At 63.4% G+C, this 17,334-nt stretch carries 16 protein-coding genes; 8 read left to right on the top strand and 8 right to left on the bottom strand.

Annotation, left to right across the window (positions count from 1 at the left end; all coding sequences use genetic code 11):
- The first annotated feature begins 48 nt into the window (after positions 1-48).
- From ACFE72_RS02000 to ACFE72_RS02015, 4 genes are read left to right on the top strand one after another with little or no spacing between them, the layout of a single operon-like run.
- Positions 49-1,929 (top strand): ABC transporter permease, encoded by a 1,881-nt coding sequence (locus tag ACFE72_RS02000; protein ID WP_375411362.1) that lies wholly within the window; start codon positions 49-51, stop codon positions 1,927-1,929.
- Positions 1,926-2,717 (top strand): ABC transporter ATP-binding protein, encoded by a 792-nt coding sequence (locus tag ACFE72_RS02005; protein WP_375411363.1) that lies wholly within the window; start codon positions 1,926-1,928, stop codon positions 2,715-2,717. Before ACFE72_RS02000 ends, ACFE72_RS02005 begins: the two co-directional genes overlap by 4 nt.
- Positions 2,714-3,418: an ABC transporter ATP-binding protein gene (locus tag ACFE72_RS02010; protein WP_375411364.1), complete on the top strand. Its 705-nt coding sequence runs from the start codon at positions 2,714-2,716 to the stop codon at positions 3,416-3,418. Before ACFE72_RS02005 ends, ACFE72_RS02010 begins: the two co-directional genes overlap by 4 nt.
- Before the next feature lie 17 nt (positions 3,419-3,435).
- Positions 3,436-3,891, top strand: a complete 456-nt coding sequence (locus ACFE72_RS02015) for a MarR family winged helix-turn-helix transcriptional regulator (protein WP_375411365.1) — start codon at positions 3,436-3,438, stop codon at positions 3,889-3,891.
- 239 nt (positions 3,892-4,130) lie between these two features.
- On the opposite strand, the gene ACFE72_RS02020 is transcribed toward ACFE72_RS02015, so the two are convergent.
- Positions 4,131-5,093, bottom strand: a complete 963-nt coding sequence (locus ACFE72_RS02020) for an alpha/beta hydrolase (RefSeq protein WP_375411366.1) — start codon at positions 5,091-5,093, stop codon at positions 4,131-4,133.
- Between the two features lie 67 nt (positions 5,094-5,160).
- On the bottom strand, positions 5,161-6,357 hold the full coding sequence (locus ACFE72_RS02025) for an amidohydrolase family protein (RefSeq protein WP_375411367.1): 1,197 nt from the start codon (positions 6,355-6,357) through the stop codon (positions 5,161-5,163).
- Between the two features lie 151 nt (positions 6,358-6,508).
- On the opposite strand from ACFE72_RS02025, the gene ACFE72_RS02030 reads away from it, so the two are divergent.
- Together ACFE72_RS02030 and ACFE72_RS02035 are read left to right on the top strand one after the other, a co-directional pair.
- Positions 6,509-7,282, top strand: a complete 774-nt coding sequence (locus ACFE72_RS02030) for a ferredoxin--NADP reductase (RefSeq protein WP_375411368.1) — start codon at positions 6,509-6,511, stop codon at positions 7,280-7,282.
- Positions 7,283-7,466: 184 nt separating this feature from the next.
- Positions 7,467-8,597 carry an alpha-hydroxy acid oxidase gene (locus ACFE72_RS02035; RefSeq protein ID WP_375411369.1) on the top strand — a complete coding sequence of 377 codons (1,131 nt, stop codon included), beginning with the start codon at positions 7,467-7,469 and terminating at the stop codon, positions 8,595-8,597.
- 175 nt (positions 8,598-8,772) lie between these two features.
- On the opposite strand, the gene ACFE72_RS02040 is transcribed toward ACFE72_RS02035, so the two are convergent.
- The 6 genes from ACFE72_RS02040 to ACFE72_RS02065 form a co-directional block, all read right to left on the bottom strand.
- Positions 8,773-9,591: an MBL fold metallo-hydrolase gene (locus ACFE72_RS02040; RefSeq protein ID WP_375411483.1), complete on the bottom strand. Its 819-nt coding sequence runs from the start codon at positions 9,589-9,591 to the stop codon at positions 8,773-8,775.
- 204 nt (positions 9,592-9,795) lie between these two features.
- Positions 9,796-10,470 (bottom strand): ATP-binding cassette domain-containing protein, encoded by a 675-nt coding sequence (locus ACFE72_RS02045; protein WP_375411370.1) that lies wholly within the window; start codon positions 10,468-10,470, stop codon positions 9,796-9,798.
- Entirely contained in the window at positions 10,467-11,216 is a 750-nt protein-coding gene (locus ACFE72_RS02050; protein WP_375411371.1) for an ABC transporter ATP-binding protein, read from the bottom strand. Before ACFE72_RS02050 ends, ACFE72_RS02045 begins: the two co-directional genes overlap by 4 nt.
- Positions 11,213-12,205: a branched-chain amino acid ABC transporter permease gene (locus tag ACFE72_RS02055; protein WP_375411372.1), complete on the bottom strand. Its 993-nt coding sequence runs from the start codon at positions 12,203-12,205 to the stop codon at positions 11,213-11,215. The genes ACFE72_RS02050 and ACFE72_RS02055 overlap by 4 nt, the downstream gene beginning before the upstream one ends.
- Positions 12,205-13,101, bottom strand: coding sequence for a branched-chain amino acid ABC transporter permease (locus ACFE72_RS02060; protein ID WP_375411373.1), 897 nt, complete (start codon positions 13,099-13,101; stop codon positions 12,205-12,207). Before ACFE72_RS02060 ends, ACFE72_RS02055 begins: the two co-directional genes overlap by 1 nt.
- Before the next feature lie 189 nt (positions 13,102-13,290).
- On the bottom strand, positions 13,291-14,595 hold the full coding sequence (locus tag ACFE72_RS02065; RefSeq protein WP_375411374.1) for an ABC transporter substrate-binding protein: 1,305 nt from the start codon (positions 14,593-14,595) through the stop codon (positions 13,291-13,293).
- A gap of 302 nt (positions 14,596-14,897) precedes the next feature.
- Here ACFE72_RS02065 and ACFE72_RS02070 point away from each other — a divergent pair, with 302 nt between their 5' ends.
- Both ACFE72_RS02070 and ACFE72_RS02075 read left to right on the top strand, forming a co-directional pair.
- Positions 14,898-15,155, top strand: coding sequence for a DUF3551 domain-containing protein (locus tag ACFE72_RS02070; RefSeq protein WP_375411375.1), 258 nt, complete (start codon positions 14,898-14,900; stop codon positions 15,153-15,155).
- A gap of 458 nt (positions 15,156-15,613) precedes the next feature.
- Positions 15,614-17,209 (top strand): ABC transporter substrate-binding protein, encoded by a 1,596-nt coding sequence (locus ACFE72_RS02075; protein ID WP_375411376.1) that lies wholly within the window; start codon positions 15,614-15,616, stop codon positions 17,207-17,209.
- The last annotated feature ends 125 nt before the right edge of the window (positions 17,210-17,334 follow it).

Genomic DNA, 17,334 nt, shown 5'->3' on the forward strand with positions numbered 1-17,334 from the left:
AAGTGGCGCATCCCGGAATGACGGCGTTTTTCGGCGTGCGGACCGCTGATGGCCTTCTACTTCGTTCAATTCCTGACCGGCCTTGCCAGCGCGGCGTCGCTGTTCCTGGTCGCATCGGGCCTGTCGATCATCTTCGGCGTGACGCGTATCGTGAATTTCGCCCACGGCGCGTTCTACATGCTCGGCGCCTATGTCGCGTTCACGCTGACGGAAAGATTTTCCGGCGCGCTTGGGTTTTGGGGCGGCATCGTCGCCGCAGCCTTGATCGTCGCGGCGGTGGGTGTGCTGGTCGAGATGATCCTGCTGCGGCGGATTTATCATTCGCCGGAATTGTTTCAATTGCTGGCGACCTTCGGGCTCACCCTGATGGTCGAGGATCTCGTGGTGCTGATCTGGGGACCGAGCGATCTGGTCGGCCGCCGTGCGCCGGGGTTTAAAGGCGCGGTCGATTTCTTCGGCCAGAATATTCCGACCTACGACCTGTTTTTGATTGCCTTTAGCCCGATCGTGCTCGCAATCCTGTGGCTGCTGTTCCAGCGCACGCGCTGGGGCGTGCTGGTCCGCGCCGCGACCCAGGACCGCGACATGGTGGCCGCACTCGGGGTCAATCAGAAATGGCTGTTCACCAGCGTATTCGCGGTCGGCGTATTCCTCGCGGCGCTTGGCGGCGCGCTGCAGATTCCGCGTGATGCCGTGCATCACGCCATGGATTTGCGCATCATCGTCGACGTGTTCGTGGTGGTGGTGATCGGAGGCCTTGGCAGCATCGTCGGCGCCTTTGTCGCCGCCGTGCTGGTGTCGGAACTGAACGCCTTCGGCATCCTGATCTTTCCAAAAATTTCCATCATCCTGGTATTTCTGGTGATGGCTGCGGTGCTGATCGTGCGGCCATGGGGCCTGTTCGGGAAACCGGAGGCTCCCGCACGCCGCACTCCGGGGCTGACCGTCAATCCATGGCGGCCGCTGACGTCGAACGAGCGCCTTGCCGCGCTGGCCGCGCTGGTGCTGGCGGCGGCACTACCGCTGATCGGCGGCAACTACGCGCTCACCGTGAGTTCCGAGATCGCGATCTTCGTGATCTTTGCCGCCAGCCTGCATTTTTTGATGGCGGTCGGCGGGCTGGCCTCGTTCGGCCATGCCGCCTATTTCGGGCTCGGGGCCTACGGGGTCGCGTTCCTTGCCAAGGCCGCCGGGCTGCCGATGATTCTGTGTCTGCTGCTTGGCCCATTGCTTGGACTTTTCGGCGCGGCGGTATTCGGCTTCTTCGCGGTGCAGCTTTCCGGGGTTTACTTCGCGATGCTGACACTGGCGTTCGCGCAGATCGTCTGGTCGATTGCGTTCCAATGGGTCGGGGTAACCGGCGGCGACAACGGTATTTTGGGCCTATGGCCGGAGCGCTGGGCGGCAAGCCCATCGCACTTCTACTGGCTTTCGCTTGGCCTTGCCGCGCTTGCGGTCGCAGCTCTTCGCCGCATCGTGTTCTCCCCATTCGGCTATGCGCTGCGGGCGACGCGCGATTCGGGGCTGCGCAGCGAGGCGATCGGCATCGACGGCAAACGGATGCAGTGGACGGCCTTCGTGATCGCCGGCACTGCCGCGGGGTTTGCCGGTGCGCTGTTCGCCTATGTCAAGGGCGGCGTATTTCCCGACAGCCTCGGTATCTCGCTCTCGGTCGATGCGCTGGTGATGGTGTTACTCGGCGGCGTCGAGACGGTGTCGGGCGCGGTGGTCGGCGCCATCGTTTACAAAGCGCTCAACATCTGGCTGGTGAGCAAGACCGACCTGTCCAAGCTGGTGCTCGGCGGCGTCATCGTGCTGATCGTGGTGGCGTTTCCGAAGGGGATCGTCGGCATGCTGGAAACGATGCGAAACCGCCGCCGGCCGCGATCGCCCGAACTCCTGTCATCCCGCGTCGAGACCGCCGAATGAGCATGGCGCCCGCATTGTTGTCGGTTGAGGCCCTGACCAAATCCTATGGCGGCGTCCATGCTGTGCGCGGCGTATCGTTTTCGCTGCGTGCCGGCGAAATCCTGGCGCTGATCGGCCCCAATGGCGCCGGCAAGAGCACCTGCTTTGACATGCTCAACGGCCAAAACGTGCCGGACAGCGGTCGCGTCCGCCTGCTCGGCGACATCGTCACCGGCCAAAAGCCGCGCGTGATCTGGCGCCTGGGGGTCGGGCGCACCTTCCAGATCACCGCGACCTTCCCCACCATGACGGTGCGCGAAAACATCCAGGTCGCGCTGGTGTCGCATCGCCGCGCGCTGTTCGACATGTGGCATTCGACGCCGAAATTCGCGCGCGACGAAGCTGGCCGGCTGCTCGAACTGGTCGGCATGAGCGGCTATGCGGAGCGGCCGTGCGGTGAACTCGCCTATGGCGATCTCAAGCGGCTTGAACTCGCGGTCGCGCTCGCCAATCAGCCGAAACTGCTGCTGATGGACGAGCCGACCGCCGGCATGGCGCCACGCGAACGCATCGAGCTGATGCGGCTCACGGCAACCATCGCCCGCGAGCAATCGATCGGCGTGCTGTTCACCGAGCACGACATGGACGTGGTGTTCGAACATGCCGACCGCATCCTGGTGCTCAACCGCGGCAGCCTGATCGCGGAAGGCTCGCCCGACGAAGTCCGGCGCAACCGCGAGGTGCGCGCCATCTATCTCGGCGAGGGGCTGGTCTATGACGCGCGCCACCGCGAGGGGTTGCCGGCATGAAGCTCGAGGTGACCGATCTCAACAGCCATTACGGCCCGGCGCATATCTTGTTCGACGTTACGCTTGAGGTCGGCGACGGCGAGGTGGTCGCCCTGCTCGGACGCAACGGCGCCGGCAAGTCCACCACCTTCCGCTCCATCGTCGGCCTGGTCGCGCAACGCACCGGCCGCATCATGTTCGAGGGCAGGGATGTGTCGGACCAGCCGACCCACGCGATCGTGCGCGGCGGGCTCGGCTATGTTCCGGAAGAGCGCCGCATCTTCACGGATCTCACCGTCGAGGAGAATCTCGAGGTCGGCCGCCAGCCGGCGCGCGCGAATGCGCCGCAGTGGACAAAGGACAAATTATTCGGGCTGTTTCCGAACCTCGCCGAAATGCGCGGCCGTCCGGGCGGCCGCATGAGCGGCGGCGAGCAGCAGATGCTGACCATTGCACGGACCCTGATGGGTAATCCGTCGCTGGTGCTGCTGGATGAGCCGTCGGAGGGACTGTCGCCGAAAATCGTGGAGCAGATGGTCGGAGCCATCCTCACCATGAAAAAGGAAGGCGTCAGCATCGTCGTCTCCGAGCAGAATTTCCATTTCGCCAAACTGATTTGCGACCGCGCCTATATCGTCGAGCGCGGCCGTATCTGCTTTAGCGGCACCATGAGCGAACTCGACGCGCGACCGGACGTCCGCGACGCGCATCTGGCGCTGTGAGAGGAAGGGGGGAGCGCATGAACAGGGCCATCTCGCCGAAACGAAACCCGAAGCCGCCCCGCCCCGCTTATGTGCTGGAGGAACAGATCGGCTTCATCCTGCGCCAAGTGTGGCAGCGCCACGCCATCATCTTCGCCAAAGAGGTCGGGATCAACCTGACCCCGACGCAGTGGGCGGCGCTGGCCAAACTCACCGAAACCGGACCGTGCTCGCAGAACCAGCTCGGCCGGCTGACGGCAATGGACGTCGCCACCATCAAGGGCGTGATCGACCGCCTCACCGCCCGCGGCCTTACCGAGATCAGCGCCGACCCCGAGGACGGCCGCCGCCTTCTCGTCAGCCTGACGCGGGCGGGTCAGCAACTGGCCGAAAAGACCGCGCCCAACGCGCTTGCGATCACGCGAGAGACGCTGGCGCCGCTCGATGCAAATGAGCGCGAGACGCTGGTGACGCTGTTAAGCAAGCTGCGGTGATGCTCGCAAAGCCGCTATCTTGTCCAGCGTCGTTCCGAGGTGCTCGCCGCGAGGCGGCGAGCCTCGAAGGATTGCTACAGGCGTTGCGGTTCATCCTTCGAGACGCCGCGCAAGCGCGCGGCTCCTCAGGAGGAGATTGACTTGCAGTCATTGCCTTGTCATTGCACGGAACGAAACGACGAAGCACTCCAGCCTTCCTGGCTCTGGATTGCTCCGTTCGCTTACCCGGGCTAGGGTTGCTATACCCCGCGTTCCAGCATCGCCTTGAAATCGGCGCGCGCGCGTTGCGCCTCCAGCAGTGCGGCCTGCGAAGCTTCGCCGAGGCCGAAATATCCGTGGATCAGGCCCGGGCCGTCATGGTATTTCGTAGTGACCCCGGCGGCGGCGAGCGCGTCGGCATAGGCTTTGCCCTCGTCGCGCAGCGGATCGAACCATGCCGTGGTGACCACCGCGGGTGCGACGCCGGCCAGGCTTTTCGCGCGCAGCGGCGAGACGCGCCAGTCCGTGCCATGCCTGGCGTCGGCAAGATAATGCCCCGAAAACCATTCCATCACCGCGCGTGACAGGAAATAGCCTTCGGCATTTTCCGCGCGGGAGGGAAAGCGCGCGTTCTCCGTTGCGTCGGCATAATTTCCGGCGACATCGGTCACCGGGTAGACCAGCAGTTGCGCGGCCAGTTCGAACCCCGCGTCGCGGCAGGCGATGGCTGCCGTCGCGGCGAGGTTGCCGCCGGCGCTGTCGCCGGCGACCCCGACGCGCGTGCTGTCCCCGCCGAATTCGACGACGCGCGCGATCACGTCGCGCAACGCGGCAAAACCATCGTCGAACGCGCCGGGAAAGCGGGTTTCCGGCGGCCGCCGGTAATCGACCGAGACGACCACGGCGCCGGTCTCGATGGCCAGCAGGCGCGCCTGCCGGTCGTGGGTTTCCAGATCGCCAGCAACCCAGCCGCCGCCGTGGAAGAACACCACGGTCGGCGATTGTCGGTCCGACATACGATAGACCCGCGCGGCCAGCGGCCCGGCGGCGCCCTTCACTTGCGTATCGATCGCGCTCGCCACCGGCGGCCGCGGAATGGCGGCGCGGGACGCGGCAAGCGCGCGCAGTGCATCGCGCGCGCTCTGCGGCGTCAAGGTAGCGGGATCGCGCAATGGCAGCAGCGGAATGATCGCTGCGATAACGGGATCAAGCGGCATGGTCATGTTGGTCCTCATTCTCCGTCATTCCGGGGCGCGCCTCTTGGCGCGAGCCCGGAATGACGGTGCTCTCTCAATGTCCGACGATCTCCGGAACCCTGGTCGCCGGCGGCGTGTTGCGGCTGCGCTGGGTGCGGACCAGCCCGTCGATGATGGTCATGCCGATGCCGGGCAGGTCGCCGAGTTGCACGCTCTCAAGGACGTTCTTTCCCGCCGAATGCTGCGCCTTGTCCATGATGACGAAATCAGCCGGTCGACCGACTTCGACAATGCCGCAATCCAGCGCGCGCATCCGCGCAGTGTTGCCGGTGGCGAAGCAGAACGCGGTTTCCGCCGGCACCTCGCCAAGCGACGACAATAGCGACACCATGCGCAAAATGCCGAGCGGCTGTACGCCGGAGCCGGCCGGCGCGTCGGTGCCGAGGATGACACGCGACAGATCGCCCATCTCGCGCGCGATCCGCAGCGTATAGAGCGCGGCGCGCTCATTACCGTTATGCACCAGTTCGAGTCCGCGCTTGCAGCCTTCGCAGATGCAGCGGATCTGGCCGTCCGGCAGCGCGGTATGGCCACCATTGATGTGGCCAACCACATCAGTATCAGCCTCCAGCACCACGTCGGCGTCAATTAGGCCGGAGCCGGGGATCGACGGTCCGCCGGTGTGGATGGTGCTGTTCATGCCGTATTTCCGCGCCCATGCCACCATTTTCCGCGCGGTAGGTCCGTCCTTGACGCCGCCGAGCCCGACTTCGCCGAGCCATCTCACGCCGGCTGCCGCCATCTCGCTGAAATCTTCCTCGACCATGCCAGGCTCGATCACCGGGGCGCCGGCCATCACCTTGACGCCGCCGGGACGAAAATTGTCGAACGCACGCTGCGCGAAAATCGCCATCGCCTTGACGCCGACCACGTCGCGCGGCCGGCCGGGCATGTGCACTTCGCCGGCCGAGATCATGGTAGTGACGCCGCCGTTGAGAAAGCTGTCGATCCAGCCGATCTGGTTCTGCCGGGGCGTCCAGTCGCCGGCCACGGGATGGACGTGGCTGTCGATCAGCCCGGGCGTCACCGTGGTGCCGTTGGCGTCGACGATGGTGGTGGCGGTTTCAGTGTCGAGGTCCGCGGCGCGGCCGACTGCGGTGATCCTGCCGTTCTCGGCGACGATGGTGTCGGCATCGAGGACGGGTTTTTCGATCATGCCCGAGAGCAACAGCCCAATATTGCGGATCACCAGTCTGGTCGGGCCGGTGGCTGCAGGCGCGTCGTGAGCCATGATTTTGTCCTTTTTGTTCAATGCTTTCGCAGTGTAGGGCGCATCTTGCCCGTGGCTTGACGCCGGGATCAAGAAGGATTATTCGTTAGTATACGAATGAATTTATACACACACGCGGCCGGCGCAATCGGCCATGCAGCGGACTGCGCAGATGAGCAACTTCAACCATGAAAACGTGCTGAGCGTCCATCACTGGACCGACACGCTGTTCTCCTTCACTACCACCCGCGATCCGTCGTTCCGCTTTCGTAACGGCGAGTTCACCATGATCGGGCTCAAGGTCGGCGAGAAACCGCTGCTGCGCGCCTACAGTGTCGCCAGCGCCAATTACGAGGACCGGCTGGAGTTCTTCTCGATCAAAGTGCCGGACGGCCCGCTGACCTCGCGGCTTCAACACTTGAAGCAGGGCGACGAGATCATCGTCAGCCGCAAGGCCACCGGCACGCTGGTGATCGACAATCTCGACGACGGTCGCAACCTGTACCTGATCGGCACCGGCACCGGCCTCGCACCGTTTCTCAGCGTGATCAAGGATCCGGAAACCTATCAGCGTGTTGAGAAGGTGGTGCTGCTGCACGGTTGCCGCCGCGTCGCCGAACTCGCGTATGGCGAGATGATCACCAAGGAGTTGCCTAACGACGAACTGATCGGCAACCTCGTGCGCAATCAACTGATCTACTATCCGACCGTGACCCGCGACCCGTTCAAAAACCGCGGCCGCATCACCGACCTGATCACGTCAGGCAAACTGTTCGCTGATGCCGGCCTGGCGCCGCTGGAGGCCGAACACGACCGCATCATGATCTGCGGCAGCCCGGCGCTCGTGAGTGATACGCGCGCGCTGCTGGCGGGCAAGGGGTTCGTCGAAGGCAACCACGGCGAACCGGGGCAGTTCGTGGTGGAGCGGGCGTTCGCGGAGCGGTAAAATGACTCTTCACGTCGTCCGCTTTCGGATCAAGCACAGCGCAATCCGAAGTTGCACGGCGCATTAAAGCCCGGGATTCGCCGCGCTCCACCGAGCCGGGTCGAAGAAGAGGGCTGCCACATTGCGATCGGTGGGGTCCGGCGTTATACGGTTTCCAGTTTCCTTGGAACACCGGTAGCGTGACATGACCGACGGAATTACCAATAAAACGGCACCAGTCGAAGCCGGCACCGCGGCGGGCGACTTCCAGAACCTGCACGAACTCGTCGCCAAGGCGCGCGCCAATCTCAATCAGAACGCGTGGGACTACATCGTCGGCGGTACCGAGACCGAGACGACGCTGCATCGCAACCGGATGTCGCTCGACGAGATCGCGTTCCGGCCGCGCGTGCTGCGCAATGTCGGCAATGTCGACGCCTCGGTCGAGGTGATGGGCCGCAGACTGCGGCTGCCGGTGCTGCTGGCGCCGGTCGGCGCGCTGGAGACGTTCGATCCCGGCGGCGGCGCTGCGGTCGTTCGCGGCGTCGATAGGTTCGGCGCGGCGCATATGCTGAGCTCTGTGTCCGAACCCGGCCTGGAGAATGTCGCCAAGGCTGGGCCCGGCGCGTTGCGCATCTATCAGCTTTATGTCCGCGGCGACCACGCGTTCGTCGAAGATCGCATCGAACGGGCGATCGCCAACGGCTATGCCGCGTTCTGCCTGACTGTGGACACCGCGCATTACAGCCGGCGCGAACGCGATCTCGCCAAGCGCTATGTCCGCGCCAACCGCCGCGACGTCAGCGGGCGCGAATTCCAGATGGGACTGGACTGGCGGACCGTCAAACGCATCAAGGACAAATACAAGGTTCCTCTGGTAATCAAGGGCATCGCTACTGCGGAAGACGCGGCGATTGCGATCGATCATGGCATCGAGTGGATCTACGTCTCGAACCATGGCGGACGCCAGCTCGATCACGGCCGCGGAGCCATGCATGTGCTGCCCGAAATCGTCGCCGCTATCGGCGGCCGTGCGAAAATCATGGTCGATGGGTCGTTTTGCCGCGGCACCGACATCGTCAAGGCGATAGCGGCCGGCGCCGATCTCGTCGGTCTTGGGCGCCTGCAATGCTGGGCGCTGGCGGCGGCAGGCGAAGCCGGGATCGTGCGGATGCTGGAGTTGCTGGAAGACGAGGTGCAACGTTGTTTGGGGCTTCTCGGCGTCAATTCGTTCGCCGAACTCGATAAATCCTATCTGCACGCGGCAACGCCGACCGGTTTGCCGCATGTGTTCAGCGCATTTCCGCTGTTGCAGATCGAGCCCTACCGTTACTGACCAAAGCGCTTCGTCCGAACCGTGCCGTTGGAAGCGCGGGGGAAGAAGCGGTCTTTGTCAGGGGAGCCTGGGCCGGTAGACTCGGCTGCCGTTTTGCGAACAATGCGGTCTTCTCGCCGCGATGTCGGCGGGGACCGGAGCGGATACGTTGTGCTAATCCGCCGTACGCTGCGGATCAGACCCCGTCGAGAATAATCACCGTCGGCGCGCGCGGCAGCGATTCCCGCGATATCCGCAACGTCCGCTCGGTACGGGCATCGATCTCGAAATCCCGGCCGATCCGGCGCATGAAGTCGTCGAGCGGGGTGGCGAAGCGATGCATCGGCAGTACCACGGAAGCGCGCAGCCGGCGGGTGATGTCGGACACGCCATCGAGCGACATGGTATAACTGCCGTCGATCGGCACCATTACGACGTCGAGCCGGCCGATCGCGGCGAAATGGCTGTCGTCGAGCTTGTGGTGCAGGTGTCCGAGATGGCCGATGCAGAGGCCGGCAACCTCGAAGATGAAGATCGAGTTGCCGTCCTTGATCATCTCGCCGTTCGAATCGTCGCCAAAATATCGCCGGATGTCGGTGGTCACGTTGCGGATCAGCACGTCGCCGACGCGGAGCGCGATTTTCGCCGGCTGCCCGCCGTCGCCCCAGCCGTGCAGCACGTGGGGAATGCGGGGATCCGGGAACAGCGTATAGTGTGTGCCGTGGGCCCGGTTCATGGTGACGACCTCGGGCAGCCGGCCGATCCGGTAGGCGCCGTTGTAATCGGTCGCGATCCGAATCCCGCCGGGCGTGTCGATGACGTAGGTCGAATGGCCGGCATAGCTGATCGCGACCTCCTCGGCCGTTGCCGCGGTGCGGCGGAGACTGACCGGCGTGGCGAGCGACGGCGCATTCGCCATCGCAAGACATTCGCTGCCGCGTGCGGCATCCTGCGCCGCCGCCGGCGCGATCAGCGCCCCCAGCAATGCAAGCGTGGCGGATAAGCATCGCAGCAGCATGGCAGTTCGCCTCCGATTAAAGCCAAGCGTACCATAATGTCCAATGCGGCGGCCGTCATCGGGGGGCAGCGACAGCAATGGCGGTCTTGAGGCTCACTGCGCCGCTCCAATAACCGCGTCGTCCCCGCGCGGGTAAAAGTCACTACCGCTTTCGCCATCATCAACGACGGCGTATGGGTCCCCGCCTGCGCCGGCACGACGTTACGGCGCGGCTTGATTGGCCAGATTCGCGCCGCGTTCGATCGTGAACTCGACGTCGGTCAGCCCGCGGGAGTGGTTCATGTCGGATTGCGACATCAACAGTGTCAGATCCCCGCCCTTCAGCGAGGCCAGCACTTCGGACAGCCGTTCCGACAGCGCCGGCGCTATGCCCTCGAACGGCTCGTCGAGCAGCAGGCATTTGGTGCCGATGCCGAGGGCGCGGCCAAGCGCGACCAGTTTCTGCTGGCCGCCGCTGAGCAGCAGCGCCTTGCGGCTGCGCATCTCGGCGAGTTCGCCGATCACTTCATAGACGAAGTCCAGCCTCGCCTTGCGGTCGAGATGCCTGGCCACCCATAGCGGCAACAGGATGTTTTCTTCGACCGTCAGCTGCGGGACCAGGCCGCGATCCTCCGGCATGTAGCCGATGCCGAGGCCGGCGCGGGCGTGGCGCGGAATGGCTGCGAGATCGGCGCCTTCAAACCGCACGCTGCCTTGCGCAAGCGCGAGGTGGCCCATGATCGAGCGCATCAAGGTGGTTTTGCCGGCGCCGTTGCGGCCCACCAGGCTGACCATCGTGCCGCGCGCCAGGTCCATCGAGAAGCCGCGCAGCGCCGGCATCGATTGGATTTCGACCACCAGATGATCGATCTCGAGCAATGGCGCGGCGCCGTTCATCGTCCGCCTCCGGTGACGTAGCGCCGCACTTCCGGGTCCTTCAATACGTGGTTCGGATCACCGTCGGCAAGGATGCGGCCGCTGTAGAACGCCACGACGCGGTCGGCGTAGCGGGCGACGATGTCCATATCGTGCTCGACAAAGACGATGGTCGCGGCATCAGGTGCGACGGCATGGATCACGCGGTCCATGGTAACGAATTTCTCCTCCGCCGAAACTCCGGAGGTCGGTTCGTCCAGCAGCAGCAGTTTGGGACGCCGCACCAGCGCCATGGCGATATCGACGAGTTTCCGCACGCCGCCCGCGAGCTCCGAGACCGGACGGTCGGCCTGGTCGGAAAGTCCGAACCGCGCCAGCAATTCGACCGCGGCGTCGCGCCTGCCTTGCGCATCCGCCGGCGAATGAAACGACAGCCGGTGGCTGCGCGCGCCGGAAATCGCGACGCCCAGGTTTTCGCACGCCGTCAGCTCGATGAACAACTGCGGTATCTGGAACGACCTGGAAATGCCGAGCCGCGCCACGTCTCTGGGCGAGCGCCCGACGAGGTTCATCCCATCGAGCACGATTGCGCCGCCATCGGGCTTCAAATAACCGGTCACCATGTTGACGAACGTCGTCTTGCCTGCGCCGTTGGCGCCGATCAGGCTCAACCTCTGGCCGGCCGCGAGTTCGAGCGTCAGTGCGTCAGCCGCGACCACCGCGCCAAAGCGCTTGTCGAGCCCGCGCACCGATAGGATCGGGGTCACGACAGTGCTCTCTTGTCGGCCGCGACGGCAACTGGCGCTGCCCGGCGTTTCCGGCCACGGCGGTCCCTGATCCAGAGCGAGCCGATGCCACGCGGCAAGAACAGGATAACAGCAAGCAGGAACACGCCGAGCACCAGTTGCCAGGTGTTGGGCAGATACAGGTTCGAAAAAGAGCGGACCAGTTCGAGCGCCATCGAGGCGACGAACACCGCGGCCACGCTTTGATATCCGGCCAGCACGGCCACGAACACGAATTCGCCGGAGGTGGTCCAGTACGCGAATTGCGGGTCGATGTGGCGTTGCGCCATCAGCGTGAGCGCACCCCCGGCTCCGGCGAATACCGCGGCGATCACAAAGTTGATGGTAACGATCCTGTTCGCCGACAGACCGAGATACTCGACCCGCAGGTTGTTTTCCCGCACCGCAAGGCTGGCGAGACCGAGTTCGGAGCGCAACAGGATGGTTGCGGCAATGCCGGCGAGGCCGGTGGTGACGACCGAAACCGCGTACAGCATGAAATCCGCTTCGCGGGCGTCGGTGAAGACCATGCCGAACAGGCTTGGCCGCCCGATGTTGAATCCGTCGGAGCCGCCGAGTGCCGCCGACTTGACCAGCGCACCATATAGCACCATCGACAGTGCCAGCGTCAGCATGCCGAAGAAGATGCCGGTATAGCGTGCGATCAAGGGGCCGATCACGAGGCCGAGCAGGCCGCCGCAGATAGCGCCGATGGCCACCTGCGTCGCCGCATCGGTGATGCCTGAGGCTTTGGCGATCACTGCCACGCCATAACCGCCCGCGGCGAAGAACAGGCCCTGGCCGAACGACACGTTGCCGGTGCGCGCCAGCACCACGATGCCGAGCGCGATCAGGGCGTTGGAAGCGGCCACCGTGGCCAGCGACAGCGTCCAGGTCGGAAGCACGCGGCCGAACAGCGCCGCCGCGATCACCAGCCCGGCCATGACGCCGGGATGCAGGCCGTGCTTCATCAGATCCGCCTTGCCGTCTCGCGCTTGAACAGGCCTTCGGGGCGGAACATCAGTACCGCCGTCATGATGAAATAGATCATGAACAGTTCGGCCTGCGGCAGCAGATGCACCGAGGTGGCGCGCGCAAGCCCGACCAGGATCGCACCAACCGCGGCACCCTCGATGCTGCCGAGCCCGCCGATCACCACGATGGCGAAACTCAGGATGATGACGTCGGAGCTTAAACCCGGCTGCACGGAAATCTTTGGCGCCGTGAGCGCCCCTGCGAACGCCGCCAACAGCACGCCGAACGCAAAGGCGAAGGCGTACACGCGCTTCACCTTCACGCCCATGCTGGCGCTCATCTCGGCGTTGTGGATGACGGCCGAGACGATCTTGCCACTGATGGTCCGGTTCAACCCGAACCATACCGCCACGCCGCTCAAAATCGAAATCGGGATCAGCATCAGGTCATAGCTGACATAATACAGCCTGCCGAAGGAGACGTTGCCGAACAGGCCGTAAGGCTGCGTCGCGTAGATCGGGTTGACGCCCCAGATCAGTTTTGTCAGATCCTCCAGCAGCAGAAACACGGCATAAGTCACCAGCAGCAGCACCACCTCATCGCGGCCATAAAACATCTTGAGCAGGCCGCGCTCCAGCATCAGCCCGACCGCGGATGCAACGAAGGCGGCCGCAAGCAGCATAGCAACGAAGCTGAGGGCGGGCGGCAGTCCTTTCGCGGTAGCCATCGTCACCGTGCTGGCGGCGACATAGGCGCCCAGCGCATAGAAACTGCCATGCGCGATGTTGAGGATTTTGAGCACGCCGAACACCAGCGTCAGCCCGAGCGCGACGATGAACAACCAGGACGCCTCGATCAGGCCGTCCACGATGATGGTGAGAACGAGATTCATCGGGAATCAATTCTTCCTCTCTCCGCCCGCGGGGAGAAGGTCGGGGTGAGGCGGATTCTCCACAGACTGAGCGCTTGCGGATAATCCCCTTCACCCGGATCACATCTAGCGATGCGATCCGGCCTCTCTTTGCAAGCGGGGAGAGGTGACCTGAATGTCTGGGTCGTTTTCACCGGAAGCTACGATGCTTTAATCGCACTTCGCGCCAGCCATGCCGCCCCTGATCCAGTCCAGCGCCTTGACGCCGGGCGGCGGATTGACGCACTCGGCGGGAAAGTACTGGATATCAATCAAGTCGACCCGTTTCGAATCCGGATTGTATTTGGTGCGGCTGAAGGCGATCGGCTGGATTGCCTGGTGGCCGTCGGCGAGCTTCATCTGGATCAGGCCGCCCGGCGATTGCCATTCCAGCCCGGTCATGGCGGCGACCAGCTCATCGGTCGACGGTTTCTTGCCGCCGTTGCCGGCCATGGCTCTTTCGGCCGCAGCCTTCAGTCCAAGGATCGCCTGGCTCATGCGGTAGGCGGCCTGCACCGGGTAGATGTTATTCGCAGCTTCGTAGCCTTTGAAGAACCAGTCGTTGATCGGCGACTTCTGCGACATCAGCCCGTAGGCGCCGCGGGCGCCGATGATGACGCCGTCGGGCATCTTGTCGCCGAGCGGCGGCAGCACGTGATCGGAAGCGCTGAACACCAATTGGCTGCGCTTGGAAAGTCCGCGCGGCACCGATTGCAAAATGAAAGCCTGCAGATCGCCGCCCCACAGGCTCGAATAGACCACGTCGGAACCGGCGCCGACCAGTGCCGAGATTTCGGTGCCGTACTGGCCCGCGCCGAACTTCGGCAGCAGGTCGGTTTGGAGTTTCGCATTTGGATAGAGCTGCCCGGCGGCGGCGACGAAGTCGGCGCGGCTGTCCTGGCCCCAGGCGTAGTCCTGGTTGATGGCCGACAGCGTATCCATCTTGATGTTCTTTGCCTTCATGTATCTGAGGAGGCCGACATTATCCATGGTGGCGTGGGCGGCGGTGCGGAACACATAATTGTATTTCGCCTCCTCGAAGATGCGCGGCGTGCCGCAATCCATGAGCACCAGCATCTTCTTCAGTTCTTCCGCGATCGGCGCCACCGCCAGACAGTCGCCGGAGCCGATATAGCCGAGCACGACGTCGACATTGTCGCGCTGATAGAGGTTGCGCAGTTCCTGCACCTGCTTGGTGGCCCCGCCATTCTCGTCGATGATGACCGGCTCGATCTTCATTCCGCCGAAGCCCACCTTGTCGTAAGGCGGCGGCGCCGAACCTTTGTTCAACTGCTCGATGACGTATTGGCCGCCGTTGCGGGCGGGCACGCCGAAACTGTCCGCCGCAGGGCCGGACAGGAAAGTCACGATGCCGAGCTTGAAGGTTTCCTGGGCGGCGGCGGGGGCTGCCAGCGCCAGTGCCGACGCGGCGACGGCAGGTAGCAACGCGGCATTACGCCGTAAAATTCGGTGCATGGTTGTCTCCCTGGATGGCCCGGCGGTCAGCCGGATCGTTGTTTCCGCGCCCGTTGGTTCAGACGTCGATGGGCACCAGTCTAGGCGCGGTTTTGCGGTCCGTCTACGTCACGCGGGGTTAGCCGTGTGTAAGGTGGCAAAAGTCGTTTGCGCGCGAACGCGCGGCCGGCGGCGTGCCCACCGTTTTCATAACGCATCAGGACAACAATGGTGGGCAGGCGCTTCGCCTTTGCCCACCCTACGGCTCGGAGATGTGTTACGATAAAGTTTGCCAGGCATCAGTCCTTGCAAGGAGGCTCCTTATGCGTGCGTTCGCCAAGCCGGTCCTGGCAATTGCGCTGACGTTGGCCGCGGCGTCAGCACAGGCGCAGACATACGATCCGGCGTATCCGATATGCCTGCAGACCTTTGGCCGGTTCGGCAACGCGATTTCCTGCGGCTATACATCGATGCAGCAATGCAAAATGTCCGCCTCCGGCCGCGCAGCGCAATGCATCGTCAACCCGTTCTTCGCAGGTGCAAATCCAGGCCGGACCCGGCGCCAGCCCCGGATGCAATGACGCGCCCTGTTGCGCGACTATGCTCAGGCTGCGTATCGTCAGGCTTCCTCGCAAGATGATGGGAGAAGGCCGATGCCCGCTTTCATTGCCGTGCGCTGGAAGACCTCTGCCAAGGTCTCGGCGTCACCGATCCGGCGGTGCTGGCGCTGAAATAGGCGCGACGACCGAGCTCATACTCCGCATACATCTCGATGAGTGCCGAAGCTCATTGCGGGGTGTTCCTTCGATCAATCCCGTCAATGCCGGGTTTGACCCGGCAATCCATCCGCTTCGAAAGACTCGTGTGGAGAACGATGGATGCGCGGGTCAAGCCCGCGCATGACACAAATAACAAATAGTCGTGTCGGTTTTTGTCGTCACCTTAGTCATCCGGAGCATTGTCCCCGGGCGCAGCCGTGATAGGTTCGCCGGCAATTCGAAAAACACATCTGCGTCGCGGTTCCGCCGGGAGGAATGTCATGTCGGCTTGCCTGAGATCAACGTCCCTCGCGCTGCTTGCATTCGCGCTTGTTGCCGGACCGGCGGCGGCGCAAAAGGCGGGAGGCACGCTGCGCTTCTATCACCGCGACAACCCGCCGAGCGCGTCGATTCTCGAGGAAGCGACGGTGTCGGTCAACGCGCCGTTCATGCCGATCTTCAACAACCTGGTGATGTTCGATCCGACCAAGTCCCACGAGAGCGCCGATACCGTAGTGCCGGACATGGCGACAAGCTGGTCGTGGGATCCGACCAACACAAGGCTGACCTTCAAGCTGCACGAGGGCGCCAAGTGGCATGACGGCAAGCCCTTCACAGCCAAGGACGTGCAGTGCACCTGGAACATGCTGATCGGCAAGGGGGAGGCTGCGGATTTCCGCAAGAATCCGCGCCAGGTCTGGTATTTCAATCTCGACGACGTCACCACCAATGGCGACAATGAAGTTACCTTCAATCTAAAAACGCCGCAGCCGTCGTTCCTGCTCCTGCTCGCATCCGGATATTCGCCGATCTATCCCTGCCATGTACCGCAGCAGGTAATGCGCACCCGCCCGATAGGAACCGGGCCGTTCAAGTTTGTCGAATTCAAGCGCGGTGACCAGATAAGGCTGTCCCGCAATCCCGATTACTTCAAAAAGGGCCGGCCCTATCTCGATGGCATCGACATCAAGATCATCGAGAACCGCTCGACCCGCATCCTGGCCTTCACCACCGGCGAATTCGACCTGACGTTTCCTACCGATATCTCGGCGCCGCTGATGAAGGACATGAAAAGCCAAGCGCCGAAGGCGGTCTGCGAATTCAGGTCCACCGGGGTTTCGATCAACCTGCTCGTCAACCGCGCCTCGCCACCGTTCGACAATGCCGATATCCGCAAGGCGATGTCGCTGGCGCTGGACCGCAAGTCGTTCAACGACATTCTTAACGAAGGCAGCGGAACCATCGGCGGCGCCATGCTGCCGGCGCCTTCGGGCGAATGGGCGATGCCGAAAGACCGGCTGGAGAAGCTTGCCGGATACGGTCCCGACATCGAGAAGAATCTCAGCCAGGCGCGCAAGCTGATGGAGGGGCTCGGCTATGGTCCATCCAAGCCCCTTAAAGTGAAGGTCGCCACCCGCAACATTCCAGTGTACCGCGATCCGGCGGTGCTTCTGATCGACCAGTTCAAGAAGATCTACATCGACGGCGAACTCGAGAACGTCGATACGCCGCAATGGTACACCAAGATCGGCCGCAAGGATTATCAGGTCGGCCTCAACCTGACCGGCGTGGCGCTGGACGATCCCGATGCCAATCTGGTGGAGAACTACACCTGCAAGTCCGCGCGAAATTACACCGAATACTGCAATCCCGAAGTCGACAGGCTGATCTTCCAGCAATCCAAGGAAATCGACAAGAACAAGCGCAGGCAGATGGTGTGGGACATCGAAAACCTGCTGGTCGAAGACGCGGCGCGGCCGATCATCGAGCACGACAGCGGCGGAACCTGCTGGCAGCCCCATGTGAAGGGTTTTACCATGCACGAGAACAGCATCTACAACAACACGCGCTTCGAGGACGTCTGGCTCGACAGGTGAAAAGAGGAGTCTTTTTCTAAGCCACAACTTCGTCATTGAAAGGGATATGAATGTTTACGTCGTTGCCAGCGAAGCGAAGCAATCCAGAAGCAAGAACTGGATTGCTTCGTCGCTTCACTCGCAAT

Source organism: uncultured Bradyrhizobium sp. (assembly GCF_964252615.1).
Taxonomy (GTDB): Bacteria; Pseudomonadota; Alphaproteobacteria; order Rhizobiales; family Xanthobacteraceae; genus Bradyrhizobium.

Bases quoted from the DNA above. Each gene is read 5' to 3' on its own strand.
- ACFE72_RS02060 (WP_375411373.1), bottom strand. From the start codon at position 13,101: ATGAATCTCGTTCTCACCATCATCGTGGACGGCCTGATCGAGGCGTCC.
- ACFE72_RS02030 (WP_375411368.1), top strand. From the start codon at position 6,509: ATGAGCAACTTCAACCATGAAAACGTGCTGAGCGTCCATCACTGGACC.
- ACFE72_RS02065 (WP_375411374.1), bottom strand. From the start codon at position 14,595: ATGCACCGAATTTTACGGCGTAATGCCGCGTTGCTACCTGCCGTCGCC.
- ACFE72_RS02075 (WP_375411376.1), top strand. From the start codon at position 15,614: ATGTCGGCTTGCCTGAGATCAACGTCCCTCGCGCTGCTTGCATTCGCG.
- ACFE72_RS02035 (WP_375411369.1), top strand. From the start codon at position 7,467: ATGACCGACGGAATTACCAATAAAACGGCACCAGTCGAAGCCGGCACC.
- ACFE72_RS02025 (WP_375411367.1), bottom strand. From the start codon at position 6,357: ATGGCTCACGACGCGCCTGCAGCCACCGGCCCGACCAGACTGGTGATC.
- ACFE72_RS02015 (WP_375411365.1), top strand. From the start codon at position 3,436: ATGAACAGGGCCATCTCGCCGAAACGAAACCCGAAGCCGCCCCGCCCC.
- ACFE72_RS02000 (WP_375411362.1), top strand. From the start codon at position 49: ATGGCCTTCTACTTCGTTCAATTCCTGACCGGCCTTGCCAGCGCGGCG.
- ACFE72_RS02045 (WP_375411370.1), bottom strand. From the start codon at position 10,470: ATGAACGGCGCCGCGCCATTGCTCGAGATCGATCATCTGGTGGTCGAA.
- ACFE72_RS02010 (WP_375411364.1), top strand. From the start codon at position 2,714: ATGAAGCTCGAGGTGACCGATCTCAACAGCCATTACGGCCCGGCGCAT.
- ACFE72_RS02005 (WP_375411363.1), top strand. From the start codon at position 1,926: ATGAGCATGGCGCCCGCATTGTTGTCGGTTGAGGCCCTGACCAAATCC.
- ACFE72_RS02055 (WP_375411372.1), bottom strand. From the start codon at position 12,205: ATGAAGCACGGCCTGCATCCCGGCGTCATGGCCGGGCTGGTGATCGCG.
- ACFE72_RS02020 (WP_375411366.1), bottom strand. From the start codon at position 5,093: ATGACCATGCCGCTTGATCCCGTTATCGCAGCGATCATTCCGCTGCTG.
- ACFE72_RS02070 (WP_375411375.1), top strand. From the start codon at position 14,898: ATGCGTGCGTTCGCCAAGCCGGTCCTGGCAATTGCGCTGACGTTGGCC.